At 41.4% G+C, this 24,245-nt stretch carries 22 protein-coding genes; 8 read left to right on the top strand and 14 right to left on the bottom strand.

Translation table 11 applies throughout. The features are described from left to right. Position 1: 1 nt before the first annotated feature. Positions 2–781 (bottom strand): acetylglutamate kinase, encoded by a 780-nt coding sequence (argB, locus tag OCI93_RS06810; RefSeq protein ID WP_261626164.1) that lies wholly within the window; start codon positions 779–781, stop codon positions 2–4. Beyond that, the gene (gene argC / locus OCI93_RS06815; protein ID WP_261626165.1) at positions 772–1,797 is read right to left on the bottom strand and encodes an N-acetyl-gamma-glutamyl-phosphate reductase; all 1,026 of its coding nucleotides are present in this window, start codon (positions 1,795–1,797) and stop codon (positions 772–774) included. The genes argB and argC overlap by 10 nt, the downstream gene beginning before the upstream one ends. Positions 1,798–1,980: 183 nt before the next feature. Between argC and argE the strand changes: the two genes are divergently transcribed. Beyond that, positions 1,981–3,144 carry an acetylornithine deacetylase gene (gene argE, locus OCI93_RS06820; protein WP_261626092.1) on the top strand — a complete coding sequence of 388 codons (1,164 nt, stop codon included), beginning with the start codon at positions 1,981–1,983 and terminating at the stop codon, positions 3,142–3,144. 71 nt (positions 3,145–3,215) lie between these two features. On the opposite strand, the gene OCI93_RS06825 is transcribed toward argE, so the two are convergent. Then, entirely contained in the window at positions 3,216–5,642 is a 2,427-nt protein-coding gene (locus tag OCI93_RS06825) for a zinc-dependent metalloprotease (RefSeq protein WP_261626093.1), read from the bottom strand. A gap of 157 nt (positions 5,643–5,799) precedes the next feature. On the opposite strand from OCI93_RS06825, the gene OCI93_RS06830 reads away from it, so the two are divergent. Next, positions 5,800–6,768 (top strand): class 1 fructose-bisphosphatase, encoded by a 969-nt coding sequence (locus tag OCI93_RS06830; protein ID WP_261593148.1) that lies wholly within the window; start codon positions 5,800–5,802, stop codon positions 6,766–6,768. Between the two features lie 24 nt (positions 6,769–6,792). Here OCI93_RS06830 and OCI93_RS06835 read toward each other — a convergent pair whose 3' ends face one another. Further along, positions 6,793–7,272, bottom strand: a complete 480-nt coding sequence (locus tag OCI93_RS06835; protein WP_261626094.1) for a hypothetical protein — start codon at positions 7,270–7,272, stop codon at positions 6,793–6,795. A 10-nt stretch (positions 7,273–7,282) separates the two neighbouring features. Beyond that, entirely contained in the window at positions 7,283–7,630 is a 348-nt protein-coding gene (locus OCI93_RS06840) for a hypothetical protein (RefSeq protein WP_261626095.1), read from the bottom strand. Positions 7,631–7,765: 135 nt separating this feature from the next. Here OCI93_RS06840 and OCI93_RS06845 point away from each other — a divergent pair, with 135 nt between their 5' ends. Beyond that, positions 7,766–7,972, top strand: a complete 207-nt coding sequence (locus OCI93_RS06845) for a DUF5522 domain-containing protein (protein ID WP_261593152.1) — start codon at positions 7,766–7,768, stop codon at positions 7,970–7,972. On the opposite strand, the gene OCI93_RS06850 is transcribed toward OCI93_RS06845, so the two are convergent. Beyond that, positions 7,965–8,795 carry a sulfurtransferase gene (locus tag OCI93_RS06850; RefSeq protein ID WP_261626096.1) on the bottom strand — a complete coding sequence of 277 codons (831 nt, stop codon included), beginning with the start codon at positions 8,793–8,795 and terminating at the stop codon, positions 7,965–7,967. The two genes, OCI93_RS06845 and OCI93_RS06850, sit on opposite strands and share 8 nt — an antisense overlap. 70 nt (positions 8,796–8,865) lie before the next feature. Between OCI93_RS06850 and OCI93_RS06855 the strand changes: the two genes are divergently transcribed. Together OCI93_RS06855 and OCI93_RS06860 are read left to right on the top strand one after the other, a co-directional pair. Further along, a complete protein-coding gene (locus OCI93_RS06855) occupies positions 8,866–9,927 on the top strand; it encodes a glycosyltransferase family 9 protein (RefSeq protein WP_261626097.1) in 1,062 nt (353 codons plus the stop codon). Next, positions 9,905–10,693 (top strand): glycosyltransferase family 2 protein, encoded by a 789-nt coding sequence (locus tag OCI93_RS06860; RefSeq protein ID WP_261593155.1) that lies wholly within the window; start codon positions 9,905–9,907, stop codon positions 10,691–10,693. The genes OCI93_RS06855 and OCI93_RS06860 overlap by 23 nt, the downstream gene beginning before the upstream one ends. On the opposite strand, the gene OCI93_RS06865 is transcribed toward OCI93_RS06860, so the two are convergent. The 5 genes from OCI93_RS06865 to OCI93_RS06885 form a co-directional block, all read right to left on the bottom strand. Next, positions 10,690–11,076, bottom strand: coding sequence for a group I truncated hemoglobin (locus tag OCI93_RS06865; protein WP_261626166.1), 387 nt, complete (start codon positions 11,074–11,076; stop codon positions 10,690–10,692). The genes OCI93_RS06860 and OCI93_RS06865 overlap by 4 nt on opposite strands. A 48-nt stretch (positions 11,077–11,124) precedes the next feature. After that, entirely contained in the window at positions 11,125–11,946 is an 822-nt protein-coding gene (locus OCI93_RS06870) for a DUF3034 family protein (RefSeq protein WP_261593156.1), read from the bottom strand. Beyond that, positions 11,933–14,248, bottom strand: coding sequence for a bifunctional diguanylate cyclase/phosphodiesterase (locus OCI93_RS06875; protein ID WP_261626098.1), 2,316 nt, complete (start codon positions 14,246–14,248; stop codon positions 11,933–11,935). The genes OCI93_RS06870 and OCI93_RS06875 overlap by 14 nt, the downstream gene beginning before the upstream one ends. Further along, positions 14,238–14,888: a methylamine utilization protein gene (locus OCI93_RS06880; protein ID WP_410007618.1), complete on the bottom strand. Its 651-nt coding sequence runs from the start codon at positions 14,886–14,888 to the stop codon at positions 14,238–14,240. Before OCI93_RS06880 ends, OCI93_RS06875 begins: the two co-directional genes overlap by 11 nt. Positions 14,889–15,016: 128 nt before the next feature. Continuing rightward, positions 15,017–16,123 carry a phosphoribosylaminoimidazolesuccinocarboxamide synthase gene (locus OCI93_RS06885; protein ID WP_261626099.1) on the bottom strand — a complete coding sequence of 369 codons (1,107 nt, stop codon included), beginning with the start codon at positions 16,121–16,123 and terminating at the stop codon, positions 15,017–15,019. Between the two features lie 201 nt (positions 16,124–16,324). Between OCI93_RS06885 and OCI93_RS06890 the strand changes: the two genes are divergently transcribed. From OCI93_RS06890 to OCI93_RS06900, 3 genes are read left to right on the top strand one after another with little or no spacing between them, the layout of a single operon-like run. Beyond that, complete coding sequence (locus tag OCI93_RS06890) at positions 16,325–17,011, top strand: ABC transporter ATP-binding protein (protein WP_261626100.1); 687 nt, start codon at positions 16,325–16,327, stop codon at positions 17,009–17,011. Beyond that, positions 17,008–18,339, top strand: coding sequence for an ABC transporter permease (locus tag OCI93_RS06895; RefSeq protein WP_261626101.1), 1,332 nt, complete (start codon positions 17,008–17,010; stop codon positions 18,337–18,339). The genes OCI93_RS06890 and OCI93_RS06895 overlap by 4 nt, the downstream gene beginning before the upstream one ends. A 12-nt stretch (positions 18,340–18,351) precedes the next feature. Beyond that, entirely contained in the window at positions 18,352–18,831 is a 480-nt protein-coding gene (locus OCI93_RS06900) for a DUF3299 domain-containing protein (protein WP_261593162.1), read from the top strand. A gap of 259 nt (positions 18,832–19,090) precedes the next feature. On the opposite strand, the gene OCI93_RS06905 is transcribed toward OCI93_RS06900, so the two are convergent. The 3 genes from OCI93_RS06905 to OCI93_RS06915 form a co-directional block, all read right to left on the bottom strand. Beyond that, on the bottom strand, positions 19,091–21,688 hold the full coding sequence (locus OCI93_RS06905; protein WP_261626102.1) for a M14 family zinc carboxypeptidase: 2,598 nt from the start codon (positions 21,686–21,688) through the stop codon (positions 19,091–19,093). A gap of 107 nt (positions 21,689–21,795) precedes the next feature. Continuing rightward, positions 21,796–23,178: an ATP-grasp domain-containing protein gene (locus OCI93_RS06910; RefSeq protein WP_261626103.1), complete on the bottom strand. Its 1,383-nt coding sequence runs from the start codon at positions 23,176–23,178 to the stop codon at positions 21,796–21,798. A gap of 4 nt (positions 23,179–23,182) precedes the next feature. Beyond that, on the bottom strand, positions 23,183–24,118 hold the full coding sequence (locus OCI93_RS06915) for an ATP-grasp domain-containing protein (protein ID WP_261626104.1): 936 nt from the start codon (positions 24,116–24,118) through the stop codon (positions 23,183–23,185). Positions 24,119–24,245 lie beyond the last annotated feature (127 nt).

The raw sequence follows: 24,245 nt of genomic DNA on the forward strand, positions 1-24,245 counted from the left end.
CCTATGGAGTAATCTGCGTACCAACATGAGCGCCATCGACTAAAGCGCTCAAATTTTGTGGCTTTTGCCAACTTGAGATATACACGCCACGTCGTAAATGTTGGGCTGCGCGAAGGCTGGTCTTAACTTTGACCTCCATTCCGCCCACTATGACTCCTGCTTCTATCAATGCTTCTATTTGTGCTTGATTTAACTGATTAAGTGGTTGCTTATTGCCATCAAGCACCGCTTCTACATCCGTCATAAAAATTAATTCGCCATTGAGTTGACTGGCAATAGCTGATGCCGCTTCATCAGCATTCACATTATATAATTGACCATCGTCACCTAACCCGACAGAGCTCACTAAAGGCATGTGGCCCAGCTCAAGCAATGCGGTTAATATGCCCTTATTGTGAGGTACACACTCACCTACTTGTCCTAATGCTTTAAGCTTTTGCTTTGCCATCAAGCCCGCTTCATACAAGCAGCAGCCGACAGGCTGCAAACTTGCTTTTATTGCATATGCCATTAATTGCTTGTTTGCGCATCCGGCCAATGCACCCGCGATATAGGGCATCTGTTCTTTAGGGCTTATTCGTAAGCCTTGATGTTTTGCTGTGGCAAATCCAGCATCAGACAACCAACGATCAACCAATGATCCGCCGCCATGTACCAATACAAACTGATTTGATGAGCTATTGATGCTGATTTTAGCCAGTTCCTTAAATAACGCACTGGCAGCATATTCGGTATCTAAAACCGCCCCACCTATTTTTATCACCCAGGTTTTCATGACCACACTCCATTGAGACCAAGCTCTGGCGCTAACCCATGGGCAAGGTTCATACATTGCAATGCCTGACCAGCAGCACCTTTAAGCAAATTATCAATCGCAACAACCACTATCAGTTGGCAGCCTTGCTGCTGCCAGCCAATATCTACAAATGGCTGCCCTACAACACCTTTAATTGAAGGTAACTGATCACCTTTGAGGCGAATAAGTGGTTCATCTGCCAGCACTTGATACGCTTGCGCAACCTGTTGATGAGTAACCTCTGGGTTCAGCTGTACATAAATAGTCTCTAAAATACCACGCGCAAAGTTACCTAAATGCGGTGTAAACAACACATCATGATCTAAATATTGTGTAATTTCGGGCGTATGACGATGATTGAACAAGCCATAAGGTGACAACGACACTTCACAAAAGTGCGTATTTATATTGGCTTTTCTGCCTGCGCCAGTTACACCAGAAACAGCATTGATAATGATTTGCTGCTGCGACAATAAACCGGCTTGTTTAAGTGGCTTTAATGCGTTGAGTGCTGCTGTAGGGTAGCATCCAGCTACGGCAACTAATTGAGCTTGGCTGATAGCTTTAGCATTCCATTCTGCTAGGCCGTATTCTGCTTGTTCCAGCCACTGCAAAGAGGGGTGACTAAAACCATAATAGTGCTCGTAATCCGCATTGGTTGCTAAACGAAAGCCACCAGATAAATCGAATACCCTCTTACCCATTGCTAAAAATTTTGGTGCTAGGGTGACACTAACTTCATGATCTGTACACAAGCAGACATAATCAGCTTGAGCATTTATCTCGGCAAAAGCGCTATTTGATAAGGGCAATAAAGGCGTGTCGAGCAAAACTCCATGCTCAGGATATAACTGGCTCAATAATTTGTTTTTATCCAAGCTTTGCTCTGACACGTAACAACCCGACAGGGAGAAGTTGGGGTGTTTGGCTATCAAGCTGGCAAGCTCTGCGCCGCTGTATCCGCTGGCGCCAACTATGGCTACTTCTTTAGTCTTACTCATCATTTTTTAATTAAGCTCTCTAATTTGTATTGCGTTTTCTAGTCAAAATGAAATTAAATGGTGAATGAGTATCGTCGCATGCCAGCCCCTAAATATATTTATGCTAAAAAAGTGAATTGATATTCATAGTAAACACCTTTAAATTGTTATGCAAACACTTTGAATAAATATTTTGGATTTTTTATGACGACCCCTACTTTTTTAACTATGTACCAACAGTTGATAGCCAACCCATCGGTGAGTGCGTTAGACAGCACTTTAAATATGAGTAACCGCCCTGTGATTGATTTACTGGCAAGTTGGTGTGAAGCATTAGGTTTTAGCGTTGAAATCACAGAGCTTGAAGCCGCTCCTGGAAAGTTTAATTTGCTTGCCAAACGAGGCATTGGTCATGGTGGACTAATGCTCGCAGGTCATACTGACACAGTGCCATTTGACGACAGCCGCTGGAATTTTGATCCTTTTCAATTAAAGCAACATGACAACCGTTTATATGGCTTAGGCTCTATTGATATGAAAGGTTTTTTTGCTTTTGTACTCGATGCAATAAAAGTTTTAGATGAACAAGCAGTTACACAAACACAACCACTACTATTGTTAGCCACAGCCGATGAAGAAACCACCATGGCAGGTGCTCAACAAATTGCCAAGCATGCTGATTTAAAACCAGCTCGATGTATTATTGGCGAACCCACAGACATGACACCCGTTTATACTCACAAAGGCCATATGAGTAGTGCTATTAGAGTCACTGGGCGCTCTGGTCATAGCTCAGACCCTGAACGTGGTGTAAATGCCATAGAAATCATGCATACCGTGATTGCAAATTTATTACAACTGAAAGAACAGTTAAAGAATAAATATTCAATAGAAGATTTTGTGATCCCCTACCCTACGTTAAACTTAGGCCATATTCATGGTGGAGATAATGCAAACCGCATTTGTGGTTGCTGCGAACTACATATTGACTTACGGCCACTGCCAGGATTAAGCATAAAAGAGCTACAAATGTTATTACTTGATGCAGTCTCCCCCATTAATCGGCAATTTCCAAATAGCGTGGAGGTGATTGACTTACATGAGCCTATTCCTGCCTTTAGCAGTAACACAGATAACGCCTTAGTAAAACTGGCTGAGCAGGTGTCAAAAAGCAAAGCGGTTGCAGTAAACTATTGTACCGAAGCACCTTTTATACAACAGCTAGGTTGCGAAACCATCATAATGGGCCCAGGTTCTATTGAGCAAGCGCACCAGCCTGATGAGTTTTTAGCAATAGAAAAAGTAGCGCCAGCTCAACACATGATCCAACAAATAATCCAAAACAGTTGTTTTAACAATGTTGATTGAGAGGTAGGTTTGATAGAAAGAGCAAATACGCCAAGCGATGCTTGGCGTATTATACCAATTGGCTTAAATATTTAAATCGGCGATCCCGGTGGCATTTTAAGTGCTTCAAAGCCTTTAGGCCATTCGCCACTTTCCAAGAACACATTAATTTGTCTTGCTAACTCATGACGATAAGCCGTCTCTTCGCTCACACTACTAAAGAGTGATTGCTCATCAAACTGCTTTGCCACTCGCAGCAATTGGAACCTCAGTAATGCTTGTACTTCTGGCTCAGTTTTAGCAGAACTTGCTAACTGTGCCATACGCGCCGCAGTTAAATATTGCACGCGTTGAGTTAGCTTTTGCGCCATCGTGCTGTTAGCTTGCGCATCAAATACTTTGCCATACAGCGCATTTAAGGTTTGCGCTAAACTTAAATATTGGCTGCTACGTGCATGTTGTTGTGATAGGCGATTCAAACGCTCCGCATTTAAAAGCAAACCTAAACTATGGTTAACTGCAACCTCTGGTAATGCCATTGCATCAAGCACAAGCCCTGTTCTACCATAAATACTTTCGCGGGTTTTTTGCTCGCCATATGCTTTGGGTGGAATAAGCGCTAATACGCTTTCAGGTATACGTAATTGTGTTGCATCTAGTGTTTGCAGCATTGCTTCTAAGGCTTGTAACTGAGTCGCTTTGTCGACTATCTTAGCGCCCTTAATCGTCTGCTCACCACGTACTTCATAGTCATAATCCACGCCACCGATAAGCTTAACCGCCGATTCCACTTGATAACGATGGAATAAATACAAAGGTACAAGTTTTTCTTCCAACTGTGACAATGCCACGCCTGTTTTTATGTTATTAATACCAAAGCTATTAAGCGCTTGCTGGCGCACTTCTAACACACGAAGCAATTCTGCTGATGGGTTTTCACCGTTATCCCATAAATGGGCCGTTGGATGCGCGCCCCCTTTTGCTCTAGCGTCACTATCAGAAATAAACTCTAAACCAAGGGCGCGATTTTCATCCAAAATATCTGCTAATGCTTGGGCTTCATCGCTATTACCAAAGTCACTATAGCCATATTTAACGACCTGTGTATCCCACTGTCCCATACCTTTTGCGTAACCTTGAGTAATATCTAATTTGCCATTGTTATCAAAGGCAACCAGTGGGTGTGGATAATCCATTACTGATGATCTGTCTTTAATCGAACCTGAAAAATTGTGTGCAATACCCAATGTATGACCAATCTCATGAGCACTTAGCTGACGAATACGGTCCAAGGCCATCTCGTGCAAACGCGTGACGGCTTCATCACCTTTTATAAATGGTGCAGCTAACGCTTCGGCGATTAAGATATCTTGACGAACTCGAAGCGATCCTAAAGTCACATGACCTTTAATTATTTCACCCGTTCGAGGGTCAATCACTGACGCACCATATGACCAACCACGCGTTGCACGATGCACCCATTGGATCACGTTATAGCGAATATCCATCGGATCAGCACTTTCAGGGAGTATTTTAATCTGAAAAGCATTTTTATAGCCCGCTGCCGCAAAAGCATCATCCCACCATTTGCCACCTTCTAATAAAGCGGTTTTAACAGGCTCTGGTACTCCTGGGTCGAGGTAATAAACAATAGGTTCAACTGGTTCACTAATTTCAGCTGCGGGGTCTTTTTTGGCTAAACGATGACGTGGGATATAACGTACCAACATCGACTCCCCCAAAGGGGCTGAGTAATCTTTATGCTCAATGCTCCAATAACCCGACTGAGGGTGGAACTTGCGGGGTTGATAGTTGTCATCAGGCAGTTTTACTAATGAGTGGTGTTGATGCACGGTAATGGCATAAGGGTCAGCGCTGGCTTGACGTACATACTCACCGGGTTTTGAGCCTGTAAATGTAAGCACAGCTTCAAGTTCGGTATTATGTACAAACGCTTTACTGCGCTCCATAAATACCGCGCTACGCGATTTATCTAAACTAAAACTGCCCTGCTCTCGCTGCGCTAAAGTACGGCTCACAGCATGTACATCCGATAATAAATAAGGTGTGTAGTCTATTAAAACACTATCCATATCTTCGGCAACAACACTAAAACCTTGTAAAATGCTAGACGCAAATGCCTCATTAACACTTTGTTGTTCAGCAGGATTAGAAGAACTTGCACGGTAATAACTATTAAGTGCACGTAACATCACTTTGTCTCCAAAGCGCTCAAACTGAACTAGATACGTACCACCTAATTGGCCCCTATCTAACCCTATATCGTTAGAGCCTACCCCGTAAGGTAAACTATGCTGAAGCAAGAATGGCTGCTTAAGTTTATCAACATCTAGGTAGATTTTGCCGCTGCTGGTATCGGCATAAAAAGAGTAATATCCCGGAAAACGATTTAACTTGTCAGTAAACTCGTCAATGGGCTTAATTGCTGCGACTGCTTGAGTTATCATAGCGCCTAGCAAAGTACAAAATATGAAAGATAGCTTGCCTATTTTTCGCATGATCTTACCTTGTTATTAGTGGTTTTAATGGTTGATTTAAATCCAGTATATAAAATTGTATACAAAGTTCAGCCTTTTAAGACGAAATTAATTGCGGTTCATGGCTTCCTCTCACATCATTAAAGCTATGAGCACAACGTTATCAGGATAAAAAACTATGCGTAGACTCCCTCCAGTAATGATTGAAGACGGTTGTTCAAGAGAGTTGCTCTCTCTTATCCGTACTATTTTAGCGGCCTGTAAAGAGATTTCATTCCGTGTTGGTCAGGGCGCTTTATCTGGCGTACTCGGTTCAACGCTTGATGAAAACATTCAAGGTGAAACGCAAAAAAAATTAGATGTACTGTCTAATCAGCTACTAAAAGACATTTTACTTGAGTCTGGTTACGTTAAAGCCATTGCATCAGAAGAAGAAGATTTTACCGTTGCAGGTAACCCTGATGCCGACTATATCGTCGCATTTGACCCACTAGATGGCTCATCAAACACCGATATAAACTCGCTTGTTGGTACTATCTTCTCAATCATGAAAGCACCAAAAGACTCAGACCCTGCTGATCAAACTATTTTCATGCAACCAGGCCACCAGCAAGTTGCTGCAGGTTATGTGCTTTATGGTCCGTGTACTACGTTAGCACTAAGTATTGGTAAAGGCACTCGTATTTTCACGTTGGATAAAACCCATGGCAGCTTCATGCTCACCGAAGACTTTGCAAAAATTCCTGAAGATACCAAAGAGTTTGCAATAAACGCCTCTAACCAGCGCCATTGGCAACCACAAATGCAGAACTACGTAAACGATTTACTCGCAGGCGAAGCAGGCCCTCGTGGTAAAAACTTCAATATGCGTTGGATAGCGGCCATGGTTGGTGATGTGCATCGCGTATTGTGCCGAGGTGGGTTATTTACTTATCCAGCCGATAGCAAAGATCCTAACAAACCATTTAAACTACGTTTATTATACGAAGCCAACCCTATGGCCATGTTAGTTGAACAGGCTGGTGGTATCGCTCACACGGGTGAAGAGCGTATTTTGGATATTGACCCGCAAGAAATTCACCAGCGTGTGCCAGTGATCTTAGGCTCTAAAAACGAGGTTGAAGCCTGTTTAAGTTACCACAAGTAAGATATACAGGCTGAGCGAGCTAATTTAGCTCGCTTTTTTCATTACTTCCCACTGCGGCAAAGGTATTTCACGGCCAACCAACGCTGGGCTTTCAAATCCCCATTTATCCTTTAGCCAGAACATCATGACCTGCTCTAAAACTGGCTCTAGCTCAATAAGCGCTTCATCTAACCAGTAATGCAGCTCACAGTCATAGCCAACAACTGTGCTTGCACCAATATACACCGTGCCAATACAGTTTTTATCTTCACTATCAAACACACAAAATCCGTACGCAAGATTTTCATTGAACTCATATAAATGGTGTTCCATCGCTACCGTATTATCTGCCACTGTCATATCTGGCTTAGGCCAATCGGTTTGACCGGCAAATAACTCACGAAGTCTGACTTGATTGCGCATCACCAGCTCATAATCAAGCACACTAAATTTGGGATGCATAATATGCAATGTAAAATACCTATCTTGGTAATCGTGATGAACCGCTTTAGGCGTAAGAGGCATATTATTTTCCTTATTTTTTAAGTAATGTCAGTAGCTGAGACACTTTTTCATGGCTTATTTCACCCATTTGCTCTGGGTTTGCGAGGGCATACAACACCCCTTCAACGCAACTATGATCAATATCACCACGCATCTCCAGTAAACTGGCCCACAATTCAAGCTCTTCAATATCAACACGCCCCAGCTGTACTTGCTCTAGCGCAGCAATCACATCAGTGCTACTAAGCGTATAAATAACTGTTGTTTGGGGATAGCGTGTAAGTTCTCTGTAAAGCTGCTGATAGCCAGAAGCCAGGCGTACAATTGTTTTTAAATCTTGATAATGGCCTGTGTTATTATTCTCGTTGTTATTCATCATGCCGGTAAAGTAATGCCTTGTTCTAATTGTGGCCAATCGTTTAATTGTGAAGCCAATACAAACTGTTGGTGTATGTCGCTGCCCAATATTTTACCCTTATCTGAGACTCATGGCTGCCTTTGCCGCAGCTGTTTGGTGAAAAAAATACGCAGATATATCGAAAGCTTAAGCACACACTCCATTGCTGAACAACGCGCTTTAGCTCGCCCTTTTAAACACTCTGGCGTTGTTGAGGGTTTAGATTATGATATCGAAAACGGCCTATTGGTAATGAGTCGTTGGGCACACCTAAAGCGTGGCCGTTGCTGTGGCAATGGTTGTCGCCACTGCCCATTTAATTAGCACCGATTTCAACAGGTAAGTTACTCGGTTGCCCCCATTCGCTCCAAGAGCCATCGTATACGCTTAACTGTGCATAACCACACTCATCAGCAGCCATAGCTAAAATACAAGCAGTTACACCGGAGCCGCAACTAAATTGCAATGCTTGGTTGGTGATACCACACTCTGTAAAAAGAGCTTGCAGTGCATCGACTGATTTTACTAATCCTTGCTCATTTAATATTTGCTGATATGGCAAGTTTTTACTATTTGGAATATGACCGCTGCGCATATTACATCGCGGTTCAGGGTCTTCGCCACTAAAGCGTTTAGCCGACCTTGCATCTAACAAACATATCGACTTATCGTTAATGCTTTGCAGTACTTGTTGGCTATCAATAAAGTAATTGGGTTGCGCTTTAGCGACAAAATTACCAACTTGCGTAGTAATGGCATAACTAGGTGCTGTTGGTAACCCAAGCGCTAGCCAATGCGACAAACCACCATCAAGCACATAAACCTGTTCAAAGCCCATGCTTTTAAGCATCCACCAAGCACGCGGTGCACTAAATAAGCTCATATCATCATAAACAACCACAGTGTCATGCAGATTTATGCCCAGTTGACGCATAGCAGCCTGAAACTGTGCACTATCACACATCGTGTTCGGCAAACTGACTTTTGGGTTAGTTAATGCGCCACTGATATCAAAACGCTTTGCCCCTGCAATAATAGCTGTTGGTGAATAAGGCTTGTTTACGCCCGGCTTTACTATTCCTGCATCCAAAACATGCACCTTATTTAGGTGCTGAGCAAGCCACTGACAGCTTTTCAGATTTTTCACTTTACCTCCTTTGTTACTGATAACAGGTGAAATAATACTTAGTCTCACGTTATACTACTGCCATCCTAATGTGAAAGACAGCAACGATATTATTTTGAAACCACTTCACACAAAAGAGGTTAATAGTCCTATTCTCGTCGTACTCCCCAAATTTATTGGCGATGCGATCAACACCCTGCCCGCCTTAAAGCTATTACGCCAGCTTTACCCTGCGCAGAAAATTGTCATACTCGCTAATGGTGCTATCTGCGAGCTGTTCAAAAAAGTTGAACTAGCAAATAGTGAAACGCTTAGCCTCAATAGCTTTGGCAAAAAAAAGTGGTCGTTAGATTTAATTAAAGCACTGCGCAAGTTTGAATTTGCACTTGGTTTTTTATTTAGAGGCTCTCTAGGCGATGCGATATTATGTAAAATGGCGGGTATCAAAACCCTAATAGGTTACGCACAAAATGGTCGTTCAGCTTTATTAAGCCATGCTCTACCACTGAACATCAACCAACATTATATCACCCGTTATTGTCGATTGGTGAATGAACCTCATGGCAACCCTTTTAAATGCTTTGAATCACCAAAGCTGTCACATGCTCATATAGAACGCGCATTCCAAAGCGAGCAAAAAGTTATCAGTGTATACATGGGCAGTGCCAATAAGAACAATCGATACTACCCTAGTCATTATGCAAAAGAAGCCCTACTAGAAATATCTAAACATTCAGTATGCAGCTTTAACCTTTTGGGGAGTTGTGATGAAGCATTTGAAAATAGCCAGCTATGCGACCTGCTAAAAGCAGACAATATTGCCGTTACAGACTTAAGCGGAAAAACCAGCATTACGGAGCTTGTTGATACAATCGCTCAATCAGATTTAATGATAAGCATCGATTCTGGACCAATGCATATCGCGTGTGCAACGGGTGTTAATTGCATTACACTTGTTGGCCCTGGGACCAGCCCTTGGTCATGTGTGCAACCTGTTACCCCTTATTGCAAACCTATTTTTGCTAACCCACTTTTACTTAATGATAGTGACAAGCTGTCTTCAATCTCACCATCCAAACTTGCATTATTGGCCATAAATACTCTTAATTCACAAAACCAAGGGAACTCTCATGATGAATACCCGATCAATTGATAAAGCCATTCCTGTTAGTGTATTTATTGTCACACTCAATGAGCAGCAGTACCTCGCACAAGTGCTAGAGAGCGTAAAAAACTTTGCAGAAATCATCGTGGTTGATTCTGGTAGCAGCGATAACACCGTAAGCATTGCAGAAAGTTTTGGGGCAAAAGTGTATCACCAAGATTGGCTTGGGTTTGCCAAACAAAAACAATTTGCATTAGAAAAGTGCACTCAAAAATGGGCATTAAACCTTGATGGCGATGAAATATTAACTCGCGAATGCATTGCAGAAATAGTAAAGCAAATAGAGACTCAGAAATATTCCTCCGTGCGTTTTTTGCGTGACGATATCTTTATTTATAAAAAATCAGCTTCATTGACAAGAAAAGACAACCACCTGCGTTTTTTTCAACGTGATAAAGCCAACTTTGACAAACAACAACTAGTACATGAAAGCGCACAAGTTGAAGGGGCAGAGTTAAAGTCGAACGCGACGTTTATCCACCACGGTTACAATGAAATCCAAACGCTTGTTTTAAAAACAAACACCTACTCAACTTTAAAGGCAGAAGAAAAATTCAGTAAAGGAAAACAAGCGTCTATCGGCAAACTTTTCCTCGCGTTTCCTGTTGCCTTTATAAGAGAGTACTTATTACACAGAAAAATATTTTCAGGACGCCGAGGGTTTATTTTATCTATGATCAATGCGCAATATGCGTTTATCAAAGAAGCTAAACTATTTGAACTCGCAGAAAAACAAAAATATCATCAAGATTAAATTTTAATGATATTTCTGCGCATAGGGGCTAGCTTAGCAAGTACTTTATTCTGCACAGGGTGACTAATACCGACTTCATTCATAGCGGCAATGAGTAAGTCTACGGTATGATTAAAATCATACTCACTAATGTTCATTCCGGTATGGATTTGCACCATATTGTCGCCTTGATACTGACAAGGTCCATCTAGCACTGCACACATATGGCTAATAAAACCAGTGCGAAAATGACTCACATTCGTTTGTTTAAAATAGTGAAAAACGACTTTATCTTGACCAATCTGGTTAATAAAAGCATCGGTTAAACGTTCTAAACCTGCCTGTTCCCCTACCTGATGATACAAAGAAGTTGGTGTGCTTTGACATCCAGAAACGGTAATCATCACGCTCAGCGCAATAGCGACTTTTTGACACCTTGCTACCAGACTCATTTAAAAATACCCTGTTATTGATACATACCAACCCGTTTGCCTATCTACACCTGCAATTGAGCCCAAATCTAGCCATGCAGCCGTAATACTCACTGATTTATTAGGCAGCCAAGCTATAAAAATATCTCGCCAATGTGTTTCCCCCAAACCGAGATTGTTTGGTTTTTCACGAAACTCCACACCCAATGCTATTTCTCTCGATAAAAATACCGCACTGCTGGCCTCTAATAACCACTGTTTATTTGCTTTGTCGCCACCAAAGCCTAGCAAGCCAATTTGATTGGCCTCACTGTATCTGGCAGTAACGTTCCAAAACCAGTTGTAGCCATAAAACACACCTAAATGAAGTTTACTTGCAGCCAAGTAAATATCATTACCACGGGTATCATTAGCACCCAATAGCTTTGCCACATTGCCATCTTTTAGTGACTTATGCTGCATCCCAAAGCTTAGTTGCGGCCAAGTGCTATACACAATATCTCCGTACAGCCGAACTTTTGCACCACTGACCTTTTGCTTTATGGTTGTCTTGAGTGCGGGCACATCAAAGTTTTGTTCAGCATAGCTCAGCTCTACTCGGTCAAATAAGTTGCCTTGAATACCACAGACATCAAGGCGGTAATTTTTTACATTACCACGACTGCAAAATCCGCTCATCGCCCACTCATCTTCACTGGCATACCCTGCAAGCTGTGCCCAAGGTACTATCCCCCCACCAGCACTGCCTTCAATTTGCGATACACCTGGTGTAGCAAGCAATTTACCACCGGCAAAAATGTGCTGGCTATACAGAAGTATTATTAATGCGCTAAACCACCTCATTGTAGCTTCCTAACCAATCTAAAAACTCTTTTGTGGGAAGTGGGCGGCTTAAGTAATAGCCTTGTGCATAATCACAGCGCATTTGTTTAAGTAACTTAAGCGACTCTGCATTTTCTACTCCCTCAGCAACCACCGAAAAACCAAGTTGATGGCCCAAAGAAATGGTTGACTGAACAATACATTGATCTTGATGGGATTCATTCAATTTTAAAATAAATACTTTATCTAGTTTAAGTTCATCAATAGGTAACATTTTTAATCGCCCTAGTGATGTTTGCCCTACACCATAATCATCTAACGATATCATCACACCCAGCGACTTTAAGGCCTTAAGCGCATTAATACCTTGCTCCTCATTTTCTATCATGTCGCGTTCTGTCAGCTCGATGGTGATCAAATTCGCTGGTACTTTATGTTTAGCTAACGCACGTTCTAGGTGTGAGAAAAATTCTTTATTGGCAATATCTTGTGCTGATACATTAATTGCAGCCTTCATAGTTAACCCTTCGTGTAGCCAACTACCAACTTGCCCAACTACGGTGCTAACCACCCATTGAGTTAACTCAACAATTAAACCCGATTGCTCTGCTAAATCAATAAAAAACTCTGGAGAAACCCACTGACCATTACTGCGTTTCCAGCGTATCAATGCTTCAACTTTATCAATTTTACCACTACCCATATTGAGTTTAGGCTGATAAGCCATAAACAACTGCCCACTGTCATTTTTTAATGCGTGTTTTAACTCATCAATAATTTGAAGTCGTTCAAGGTGTGCTTCATCTTCACCATTTTGATAGTAATACACTTCATGACCATCTTGTGCGGCAGCATCAACCGCAATCAATGCTCGGCGGATCATATCTTCTGGCGTTTGTGCTTGTTCAGGATATTGCACAACACCAACACTAAAACGCAAACTTATCTCTAATTTTTGAATAACATAATATTGATTAAGTGCCAGTCGTAATTGCTCAACACAGTGTTGCTTGGTACTGTCAGGTTTGACTTCTACAACACTTAAAAACTCATCGCCGCCTACACGCGCATTAAAACCATGGAGTAAGTGGGTTGATTCTTTTATTCGCTGAGCAACCGCTTGAATGCAGCTATCGCCCACTCTTGGGCCTAATTTATCATTAATATGTCGCAGTCCCTTTATATCGATTGCTATTAGATAATAAGAGCCTGTTTCTTCTGTATAATTTGATAAAAGATCAAGCGCGGCGGTACGATTATAAAAGCCTGTTAACGTATCGTGGCGTGCCTGAAAGCGGATTTGCTTTTCACGCGTTTGAATGTCTTCGCCCATTTCTTGAAATGCATCTACCAGCTCACATACTTCTTTACTCGGCCTTGACTCTGATATGTTAGCCAAATAGTTACCTTGGGCAAACTGTTTCGCCATTACGGTCAGTTGCTGTAACGGCGTGGTTAAATTATTTGCTAAAATACCACTGGTAATAAAACCTAATACGATAGTGCCAAACGACAATAAAATAACGGTTAATACTAATTTATCAAATTCTTTGTAATGCTCACTCAAATCAGCACTAAGCACCACATTAATAGGGTTATTTACCAAACCTGGTAGGTGCAATTTAGCACTTAAATAAACGGGGTCTTCACTAAACCAGCGGTCCACTATCTGGCTATCTATATATTCGAGTAAAGGAAGATGTGATGGATGTTCTGCCATGGTGGTTGCCTTAAGGCCTGTGCGCACGGCAATAAAACTAATTTCCATCCCTGTTAGCTCTTTAAGCTCTTTGGCAACGGTCGCATCAATAGCAAACCCTACCATACTGTATGCGATGGTTCTAGGCGCTTTGACTGGCAAAACAATTACTTGATACAGCTTGTTACTGATTACCATGAATGTAGAGCTATTACCTTGTGCCAATAACTGCTTCATTAATTGAGGCGTATCTGCGGGTAATTCGATGTTACTTTGGTTGGCTGAAATGAGTTGCCCACGGGTATCAAACAACAACATTAAATCTGCGTCTATACGCTGGCTATGGTTATACAACACACTACTGATAGTATCAGCATCTCGCGTTGCAACCGCTTGTTTAAAGCCAAAATCAGCAGTCAGCACAGTAGCTGCCGTCATCAACAATCGCTCTTTGGCCTTTAAATATTGTTGATAGACATTTTCTGCCACTTGCATATCTTGCTGTACTTGGCTTTCATTAAAATGACTAGTCGACCACCAAAAGCTCACCAAACTCGCCACTGCAGTAAGTAATACTAAGCCAACACACAGGGTAATAATACGATGCTTTAAGCTAGTTCCCATGAGAATCCTTAAACATTTCACCAAATGTATTACGTGGGGCAGGCGTAACCAGTTCAATTTCTACTTTGCTATGACTGTTATCTTGAGGCCAAATATGCTCACTGCGCTCTCCCAGTTCTTTATCTTGCTCCGGATGCCATAGTAAGTAAGAACTTGTATTATCAGGTAAAACAACTTTGCCTTGCACATCAGTCAAAAAATGAGCCTCCGATTGCGCCACATAAATATAGCCAACCATCGAGTCGTGAATATTGCACCCTAAAACCACCACCCCTGATTGCTCGAAAGTAAGCGGTGCTTTTGGTGTACCTGCATATAACTTTAATTCAAAAGGCTTAATAGGTGAAAAAGAATATACATGATGGCGAATATCATCACTATTAGGAAATGCGACCTGTTGACCTTTGACAATAGTGAGTAACTTTGGCTCAAATTGTTTATTTACTTGATCCATCACTGCAACTTGTAAAGGCTTATCATTTTTAACAGGTTGCAACAGCTCAATGACCGCGAGCTCTACAGGACGGCCATGCTGATCAACAATGGTTAATGTTTTTGCTTTAACGGCAATACTCACGCTACCAATCAGTAGCATGCTTAGTGCAATAAAGGAGCACCCTTTTTTAAAATAAAATGGCATACCTTGCCTTGAACTATTTTTACTCTGACTGTAAGTAAAATTGACTAAGAACACAATTGCAAGGCATTTACGAGATAACAGCCAATAAACACACTAAATACATGTTTATTGGCTAAGTCTATGGTAGATTAACTGTTTTCTATGAGATCATATTCACTGTCAAGGATAGCAATGACTTCTGAGCGGGGGTCCGCTGGAATAGTCAGCTCTTTGCCTACTATTTTACTAGCAATACCTACATAAGTATCAGAAACCGACATCATTACATCCATCGGTAATTGATAATTCTGAGCCAATGCCTCACGCTCATCCATACGTCCTTTGTTCAACAAAACATCAGAGTCTGGGACATTATTGATCAAAAGTTGGCGAAACCCCTCTTTTGAATTTTCAATAATCCGACCATCTCGATAAGCTGGGCCATCCCAAATACGCGATGAGTCTGGTGTGCCAACCTCATCAATATAAATTAACTTTTCTTGGCCATTAGTATCTTCTATGTAGCCAAACTCAAATTTGGTATCCACAAAAATCTGATCAAGCTCAGCCAGTTCTTTACTAATTAGCTCAAAGCCCTGCTTAAGTAATTGCTCATATTTAGTCACATCATCATATGATTTAAAATTAAATGCCGCTAAGTTATCGGTGATATTTTTACGGCTGATGTTGACATCATCCACTGCTGGCACATCGTCAAGGCCTGTAATAATGCCCTTCGTTGATGGTGTGATCAAAAGTTCAGGTAGTTTCTGGTTGGCATTTAACCCTTGTGGTATCTCAATACCACAAAAATTACGAATACCCTTAGCGTAATCACGCCACATACTGCCAGTAATATACTGACGTGCGATGGCTTCAACTTTAACTGTACGCGCTTTGCGAACAATCCATACATAAGGATGAGGAATATCAACAATGTGGTTACCTGCAAGGCCTGCTGCATCAAACAGCTTAAACCAATGTGCAGCAACACTATTTAACGCAATACCTTTACCTGGTACACCATTTAAGCCATTTTCACCTTGCCAAATACAATCAAATGCAGAGATCCTATCTGAGATCACCATGATAGCCAATTCAGTACCTGATGGTACGTCATATCCTTTTTCAGAAATTAGGCGTGTACTATCTTCGTCGGTGAGCCAGTAAACTGAACGTACTTTACCACTGTGCACTGCACCTTTGGTGCGAATTGGTAGATCGTCATTGACGTCTAAAACTTTGTAGCTACTCATTATTACTCCAAGGCCGGATGCACCTTGCTAAAGGGTGCAAAAAAATGAGGGGGTTAGGAGGCCTTATAATAATCGTTCAGCAACAAAATCACAATCAGCAACGCCATTTGCCGCACAAAGTTTAGATTTTAACGACACAAGGTTTAGCCCCATGCAAATCTGAGATACCATCATTCACTCAATAGCATTGATGGTGAACAAATGATTGAAATTAACGATTTGCTCTACACATGGCAGAAACAAACACAACCTACTTTGACCATCAAGCACCTACATATCGCCAGAGGTGAAAAGTTATTTTTACATGGCCCAAGTGGCAGCGGAAAATCTACCTTATTGGGGTTACTCGCTGGTATCAACCCCATTCAGCAAGGTGAGATAAACATTTTGGGCCAGTCACTTACTAAACTATCTAATGCTAAGAGAGATCGCTTTCGCGCCGATCATATAGGCACTATTTTTCAAAATTTTAATTTACTTCCATATTTAAACCCGTTAGAAAACGTGATGTTAGGCTGTGAGTTTTCCTCCTTGAGAACAAAACAAGCACAACAAGAATCTGGAAGTATAAAAACACAAGCAAGTAACTTATTAACTGCACTCGGTTTAAAGCCCCAGCACTTAATCAGTAGCGTAGCCAACTTGAGTATTGGTCAACAACAGCGAGTGGCTGCAGCTCGTGCATTTATTGGTCGTCCAGAAGTTATTATTGCCGATGAACCCACTTCCTCACTTGATACCGACACGCGAGAAGCGTTTATAAAAACCTTGTTCACTCAGGCTGAAAAATATCAAGCAACCATTATTTTTGTAAGCCATGATAATAGTTTAGCCAGTTTATTTGACCGCAAAGTCAGTTTGCAAAGTATTAATGGAACAACCTTATGACCTTATTAAAACTGGCACTTAAAAGTAGTTATAACCGCCGCGCTAGCGTATTGCTCACTTTATTTACTATTGCTATTAGTGTAATGCTGTTACTGAGTATTGAGCGTGTTCGAATTGATGCAAAAAACAGCTTTAGTAATACTATCTCAGGTACTGATTTGATTGTGGGTGCGCGCACCGGCGATATTCAATTGCTTCTTGCTAGTGTATTTCGTATTGGCCATAGTAATAATGCACTAAAATGGCAAAGCTATCAGGATATAAAACAACGCCGAGGTGTAGCTTGGACCATACCAATTAGCTTGGGTGATAGCCATAAAGGTCATGCTGTTTTAGGTACTGACAGCAACTACTTTGCGCATTATCGCTACGGAAAAAAGCAAGCATTAATATTTCAAGCTGGTCGAGCGTTTCACAATGGCCAAGAAGTGGTGTTAGGCAGCGAAGTTGCAAAAAAAATGCACTATCACCTTGGTCAAAAAATTGTAATTTCTCATGGTATGGGTAATACAAGCTTCCACCATCATGACGATAACCCGATGACCATTGTAGGTATCTTAGCACCCACTGGCACACCTGTAGATAAAACTGTACATATACCTTTAATTGCCATTGACGCGATGCATGCAAACTCAAGGGCACCGCGTTCTATTAGCGCCAAGCCTGTTGCCAAAAATCCACAACACGACCATGACCATGACCATGACCATGACCATGACCATGACCATCAGCACGTTAATATCCAAAGCAGTCCTTCAGATTTAATTGGTGAACCACAACAAATTACAGCGTTTTTAATGGGTTTTGAATCCCCCCTGTACACTCTTCAAGTAAGACGAAACATAAACCAATATCAACAAGAGCCTTTACTTGCCATTATGCCTACTGTCACCTTAAAAGAGCTTTGGAATATGTTGGATATTGTCGAGAAAATATTACTGCTGTTTTCAATGGTGGTTGTGGTTATTAGCCTGTTAGGCATGCTGACAACATTATTAGCAACACTAAACCAACGTCGCAGAGAACTGGCTATTTTACGCTCTGTAGGTGCAAGACCATGGCATATTTTTAGTTTAATGAGCTTTGAAGCCATCATTATCACATTATTTGGTTGTTTACTTGGCACCATTGCATTTTACAGCATGTTATTTATTGTTGAACCAATGTTGCAAAGCCAATTTGGTATCAGCATTAGCGTTGGTGCCTTATCCCACTATGAACTGACCTTGTTAGGCGTTATCATGACCGCTGGCACCTTAATGGGTCTCATTCCAGCAGCTCGTGCCTACTTTTATTCGTTGGCCGATGGCATGAGTATTAAAATATAAGAGAGTAGTTATATGCGATTTATTACCCTGTTCCTGATATGTATGCTAAGCGGCACGGTACATAGTGCGCCCCCCAAAGAGATTTTTTGGGAAGACCTAATTCCAAAAGGCCATGTGCAAATTGATACCCAAGATGCTGCGTCACATGACGGAGCAGATCAAAACTGGGTGCAACCTAGCTTAGATGCGCCAGTAGTAAAAAGTTTAGATGGTAAATCGGTGAGCTTACCCGGCTTTGTTGTGCCACTTGAAGGCGATAACCAATTAATCAGAGAATTTTTATTAGTTCCTTATTTTGGCGCCTGTATTCATGTACCGCCGCCGCCGCCAAACCAAATTGTACATGTTAAAATTAAAGGTGGTGTACCTATTGATAGCTTATATGACGCCATTACAGTAACAGGTGTGATCAAAGTAGAAACTTGGCAAGGTGAGCTGGCACAAACGGGCTACACCATGCAAGCAGTGGGCGTTGCCCCATTCGAGCTTTAGTACCTTAAACTAAAGAGTATGCACTATATTTGCATACTCTTGTTCCTCTGCTAATCTACTATTTTTCACCTAAACGGCCAATAAAAACTAACCCATGCTAAAATAAAAATTAAGCTTAAAAAAGCTATTTAGGTGTTGCAAAAACGGACAAAAGAATACACTCTGTTAACAGTTTAGAGGTTTCTTTACATTTTGAATCTGAACTTTACAGAACATTCTCCACACTATTAAGGCCGCATGTGCGGCCTTAATTTTGTCTTCATTCGAGCGACTTGCGCCTTCCTGGATAATGAACAACCACTGGCTCAGAGTAATTAGGTACGTGATCATAGCTAAATACTGCGTAGTACTTATCTATGTCTGCATTACCAAAATTATCTAACGTGTATTGATCAGGGCCACCATATAGTTTAACACCATCAAATGGAGAACGCGGCGGATGAAAGCGGTTTCTGACCACAAAGCTGCCAACAAGATCAGAGCTATCTGGATTGAGCCAAGTCAGCTTAACAACACCATTTTCCACTTGAGTTTGGAAATGTGTCGGTGCAGGTAATGCTTCAACACGCCGTTCAATATACTCTACATGCAATTTCGCAGGCTGTGTATCATTACTATTTCGCCAATTAACCAGCACATCTTGTGCTTGTGATTCTGCCGTAGCGCGAATAATAAAATATAAAGGCGTTTGTGCTCGATGTAACCGAGCAAGTTCTTTTAAACTGTAACTATCAAAAATAAAGTTATGTGCTGTGCGTTCCTTCAATTGTTCGTTACTCACTTCATAACCAATATATTCAATTTTCTGCCTTTGCTTCACATGCTTAAAATCGACATCTTTGAGCTCTACTAGTTCCACGGTAAAGCGCACATCCTTAGCTGACACCAAGCTATTTATACTATATAAAGTTAAACAAGCCTGAGTAAATACCGTTTTATCTGGTTCTAAGCATTCATTAAGCTCAAACGCCAATTGTCCGTATACGATTTCCCCCTCTGCATCAAATCCTGAGGCTAGCTTATCCGCCACCACTTTATCTTGATATATGGTGTTACAGCTACTAGCGTTCACCGAGGTTGATAGCTCTGGTAATTGGTAAATAAGCTCTAAATTAGGCCTGTAGTGTAATCCACCACCGAATGAACCATATCCAATGTCAAACTGCATAACTTGCGAGTCATTACCAACAGGTAAACTTTGCGGTCCTTGAATACGCAGTAACAATGTTTGTTGCGCTATTAAGGTTTCTAGCAAAGTGCGTTCAACCCCATTAAATGACCAGCGAAGCCAAATGCCTTGCGTCATTTTATCTGACTCAATCGTTTGCCCTAAAGTGTGCAATGGCTTAGCTTCTTGGATTTGAGCAAAGTCATAAATATCGTCCACTAAAGTGGCATCTAAAATTGAAATTGACCACTCACCATATTTTTCAATTTTTGCTGCAACGCGATTCATGGGGTACAAAAACAGTTGCGCGGTTGCAATATGCGAGCCTTCAGGAATAGTACTTAAATCAAAAGCAACCACGCCAACACTCACACCACGATTTTTATCAACGCCAATAAACATGGAGTTATAACCAAAGTGCTCTTTATTTTTATGTAAATAATTCTGTGATAAATAACCAACCTGCTCGCGGGCAGGAAAAAGCGTTCGACCGCATTGATTATCTGCTAGGGTTGTTTTTAAACGCAGCTCAGGACTAAATGGAGATTTTATTTTAGTCACCTTATCTACCGCACGAATGTTATAAAAGTAAAAGTGACCACTTTTTAACTGAGTGTCTAAAAACGACAATGACTTAGTGATAGCGACTAAATTATCCTCAGTGCATGGGCTTTTGTTATGCTCACTTCGATACACTTCAAAATAAATATCATCACGCTCTTCAAATTGCCACTCTAGCTCAACACTGTCGTGGCCCACCTCTTTAATTGTAAACTCTGCTACTCGAGATGGAGCCAAAGGCGAATAGTTAATCGCTTCGCTTAGGGCGTGTGCAACCGCAGGGATATTTTCTGCAACACTTTGCGCCATATTTTTCATGTAATCAGGAATATTACGCGTACCCACCTCAACCACGGCGGCAATAATACCTCTGCGATAATAGTACTCTCGACCACTGCCGTTAATAAGTTGCGCAGGAGGCTTACCGCGATGAATACCGTACTGGCGGCCAGTAACCTTACGAATCTCATTGTTCATATTGGCACATAGTACATTCAAGTCAGTGCCTTCAATTTCTACTTCATGATTGAACTTATGGGCGGGGAAAAATACATTACCTTGTGAGTGGTAATCAAGCGCGATGCGAATATTTTCATGGCTTTCAACAAAGTCACGAATTGCCGCTGTTTCTGGCTCGGAAAAAGCGTGAGGCCCACCATATGTATTAGTATGCGTGTTTTGATTACGCATAAATTTGGCATCAAAGTTTCTGTTTAAATCAACACCAAAGGTGCCATCGCCATTGTTACGTCGATTTTTACGCCAAAACGAAAAGTGATTTCGAGAGTACTCAAAACCATCAGGGTTCAAACACGGCACCATGTACAAGGTATTACGCGTTAGCGCTGTTTGTAGTTTGGGATTAAAGCGGTAATTGTCTATCACATATTGAATAAATTTAATTGCTAATTCATTACCTATCCACTCTCTTGCGTGAATAGAGCCAGTATATAGCAGCGCAGGTTTATCATCTGCGTAAGTCACATCTAACGATACGGTAACCAACATAATAGGGCGACCTTCCCATGTTTCACCTATGCTTTTTAGGCGAATTAAATGCGGGTGTTCGCTCATGCTTTGTTGCAAAAAATCAATGGTATCTTGATACGATGCATATTGGATTTTCATAGTATTCCCATACGGCTCATGTTTACTCACTCCCTCAAAAAACACTGCTACATAAAGTAACAGTGCATACTAAGACAGTAACAACTAAGGCGTTTACAAAACCTAGCTTAATGACAGGGCTTTGCAACTTGCTGCCAGTGATTAACAATTTTTTCTAACTTTTTGTCTTTGAGATTTTTTACTACGCACAATTGCTCAGGTTTCGTATTGAGTGCTTCAACCACACCAATAGCACCAAAAGTGGCCATGATCTCCTCAACCATTTTACTGCCAACGCCTTTTACCTGAGACAAAATCTCGCGAATTTGCGCTTCATCAAACTGTACATCCTGATAGCTATTTAACTCTGTGCTCACTTCATCATTACTCGGTATCAAACTCTGCGCTTTAGCAGGTACAACGATTCCATGTAATTTAAAGTTATCTTGAAAATTCCACATCTCACTGGGCCACTCTTCGTCTGGGCGATATGTGGTATCTAAAATTGGATAATTATATTCATCTAACCTAGAGAATTGCTCACCACAATCTTGACTCGGTTTATATCGAGAAAAGCCAATATGACGCATAGTTCTTAGTAAACGAGTATCAATTTTGCCTAGCTCTTCCCAGTTATAAAGCGGAATATTCGGTTTTGCAAAACGTCCATCACTGAGTAACCACATCAAATACTGCCCAATCCAATCGCGAATATATGGAAATGCAGCAAAGGCCGTCGCACATTCTAAAATACGGAGCTTGCCATCTTTGCCCAGTGCTATATCACAAGCCCAATATTCTGCATTTGCCGCTTTAGAGGCGCGCGCAGCTAACTCCAAAACACCTTTGGGTACATCCTGATAATCCATGCTGCCGCCTTGGCTGGTATTGGTGAGCCACTCACCTTCTGGAGGACGTCGCCAAAATGCACATACGGGTTTATGACCTATCAACATCACTCGAATATCCGCTTCCATTGGTACAAAATCTTGTACATACGCAGGGTAATAACGCTTTTGTGACAATAAGCTGGCAGCCTCTTCATAACTATCTACTTTATGAACAAAATAACCGCCATAGTTCGATGGGCCATAAGATCGCTTTATAATTTTAGGGTATTGCGTATTTGCTAAATATTGCTTAGCTTTTTCCGGAATATAAAAAATCTCAGTGTGTGGCGTAGGTAAATTATATTTACGACAAAAGTGAGTAACATTCTCTTTAGACTTATTTGAAAATTGACTGTCTAAAGAAGGCAAAAAGCGCACATTGGGCAAAGCTTTGGCAATTTCACGAAACGCTTCGTACGCTGTCGCTGGTATATTACCTATCAATACATCAATATTTTTACGTTTTACCTCTGCAATAAAACGCGCTTTATCATTGCCCCAATGGTAAGTGACCTGCTCAATTTTATCTGGCCATCCTTTGAAGTTCGATTTGTCAAAAAAGCGCAGCACATAGTCTAAGTATAAAAGTCCAATTTTTGGTAAAGAGTCTTTTTTTGTCATTGCCTTAGGCCACCTTTATTGAATGAAGTGCTTGCTTTTTTTGTACCGTTTTATCAATGAGATCGACCATGGCATCGAGTTTTACCTGATTAAAATTGATACCCAATTGCTCTTGCTCTGGTGTGGCAAACGCAGGGATAGTATTGACCTCCAAAACCACAAACTGCTTGTGCTGCCTGTCATAAATTAAATCCACCCCTGCGATTTCTAATCCCAGTACTTTTGTCGCTTTAATTGCTAAATCAATGGCTTCTTGATCCGGTTCACGTACAAATACAGAGCCGCCACTGGTAATATTAGTTTTCCAATCATCTTTTGGCGCTTTACGGCCATAACAGCCTACACACTGTCCATCCACTACGTCGATGCGATAATCCGTATTGTCATAATCAATGAAGCGCTCCACGTAGAAATAGCGTAAATCAGTACGGCTTAAAAATGGCAGCAACATGTCTAGCGCATGTTCACCATCTATTTTTACAACACCCACCCCACCCCACCCATCGGTTGGCTTGTAAACCAGCTTGCCACCAAAATCACGTATCGCTGCTTTTAAACCTGCAATATCGTTTTTATGACATAATCGGTAATCCGCAGTAGCAATACCATGGCTATTGAGCAAATGGGAGGTACGAAATTTATCTTCAGCTAACGAAAATGCATGGAAATTATTTAGTGTAGGTATCGACTCACTAAGTGCCTGATATAAATACAGCTGATACTGAGTCTGCTGGCCTGCGTTGTAACTTAAAAAAGCATCAAGATGCTCCATTACAATACCATTACACAATATTTGCCCGTCTTGCGCTCGAGCATCTCGAAGGTTTAATCCTGTAGTGGTCTCAATGCCACGTTCAGCCAACGCGTGCACGAGCTTTTGCTCAATGGCTTTACCGCCACCGTTTTCGTACATCCAAATGCCAACATGAGGTGCTGTCACTGTATTCTCCTTGGTCCTAAAAAAGTAGGGGGTGCAACTACATTACCGTCTATTGTAAAAGGATCTGTGTGACATATTTTTGACCAAATCAAGCGGACAAAATTTGTTCATAAAAGCTTCACTGAAT

It is taken from the genome of Pseudoalteromonas holothuriae, assembly GCF_945859825.1.
GTDB lineage: Bacteria > Pseudomonadota > Gammaproteobacteria > Enterobacterales > Alteromonadaceae > Pseudoalteromonas > Pseudoalteromonas holothuriae.

What these genes read in the sequence shown, in the direction of transcription:
- argE (WP_261626092.1), top strand. Translation starts at nt 1,981, where the DNA reads ATGACGACCCCTACTTTTTTAACTATGTACCAACAGTTGATAGCCAAC.
- OCI93_RS06830 (WP_261593148.1), top strand. Translation starts at nt 5,800, where the DNA reads ATGCGTAGACTCCCTCCAGTAATGATTGAAGACGGTTGTTCAAGAGAG.
- OCI93_RS06895 (WP_261626101.1), top strand. Translation starts at nt 17,008, where the DNA reads ATGACCTTATTAAAACTGGCACTTAAAAGTAGTTATAACCGCCGCGCT.
- OCI93_RS06900 (WP_261593162.1), top strand. Translation starts at nt 18,352, where the DNA reads ATGCGATTTATTACCCTGTTCCTGATATGTATGCTAAGCGGCACGGTA.
- OCI93_RS06840 (WP_261626095.1), bottom strand. Translation starts at nt 7,630, where the DNA reads ATGATGAATAACAACGAGAATAATAACACAGGCCATTATCAAGATTTA.
- OCI93_RS06885 (WP_261626099.1), bottom strand. Translation starts at nt 16,123, where the DNA reads ATGAGTAGCTACAAAGTTTTAGACGTCAATGACGATCTACCAATTCGC.
- OCI93_RS06835 (WP_261626094.1), bottom strand. Translation starts at nt 7,272, where the DNA reads ATGCCTCTTACGCCTAAAGCGGTTCATCACGATTACCAAGATAGGTAT.
- OCI93_RS06880 (WP_410007618.1), bottom strand. Translation starts at nt 14,888, where the DNA reads ATGCCATTTTATTTTAAAAAAGGGTGCTCCTTTATTGCACTAAGCATG.
- OCI93_RS06825 (WP_261626093.1), bottom strand. Translation starts at nt 5,642, where the DNA reads ATGCGAAAAATAGGCAAGCTATCTTTCATATTTTGTACTTTGCTAGGC.
- OCI93_RS06910 (WP_261626103.1), bottom strand. Translation starts at nt 23,178, where the DNA reads ATGACAAAAAAAGACTCTTTACCAAAAATTGGACTTTTATACTTAGAC.
- OCI93_RS06875 (WP_261626098.1), bottom strand. Translation starts at nt 14,248, where the DNA reads ATGGGAACTAGCTTAAAGCATCGTATTATTACCCTGTGTGTTGGCTTA.
- OCI93_RS06860 (WP_261593155.1), top strand. Translation starts at nt 9,905, where the DNA reads ATGATGAATACCCGATCAATTGATAAAGCCATTCCTGTTAGTGTATTT.
- OCI93_RS06905 (WP_261626102.1), bottom strand. Translation starts at nt 21,688, where the DNA reads ATGAAAATCCAATATGCATCGTATCAAGATACCATTGATTTTTTGCAA.
- argC (WP_261626165.1), bottom strand. Translation starts at nt 1,797, where the DNA reads ATGAGTAAGACTAAAGAAGTAGCCATAGTTGGCGCCAGCGGATACAGC.
- OCI93_RS06870 (WP_261593156.1), bottom strand. Translation starts at nt 11,946, where the DNA reads ATGAGGTGGTTTAGCGCATTAATAATACTTCTGTATAGCCAGCACATT.
- OCI93_RS06890 (WP_261626100.1), top strand. Translation starts at nt 16,325, where the DNA reads ATGATTGAAATTAACGATTTGCTCTACACATGGCAGAAACAAACACAA.
- OCI93_RS06865 (WP_261626166.1), bottom strand. Translation starts at nt 11,076, where the DNA reads ATGATTACCGTTTCTGGATGTCAAAGCACACCAACTTCTTTGTATCAT.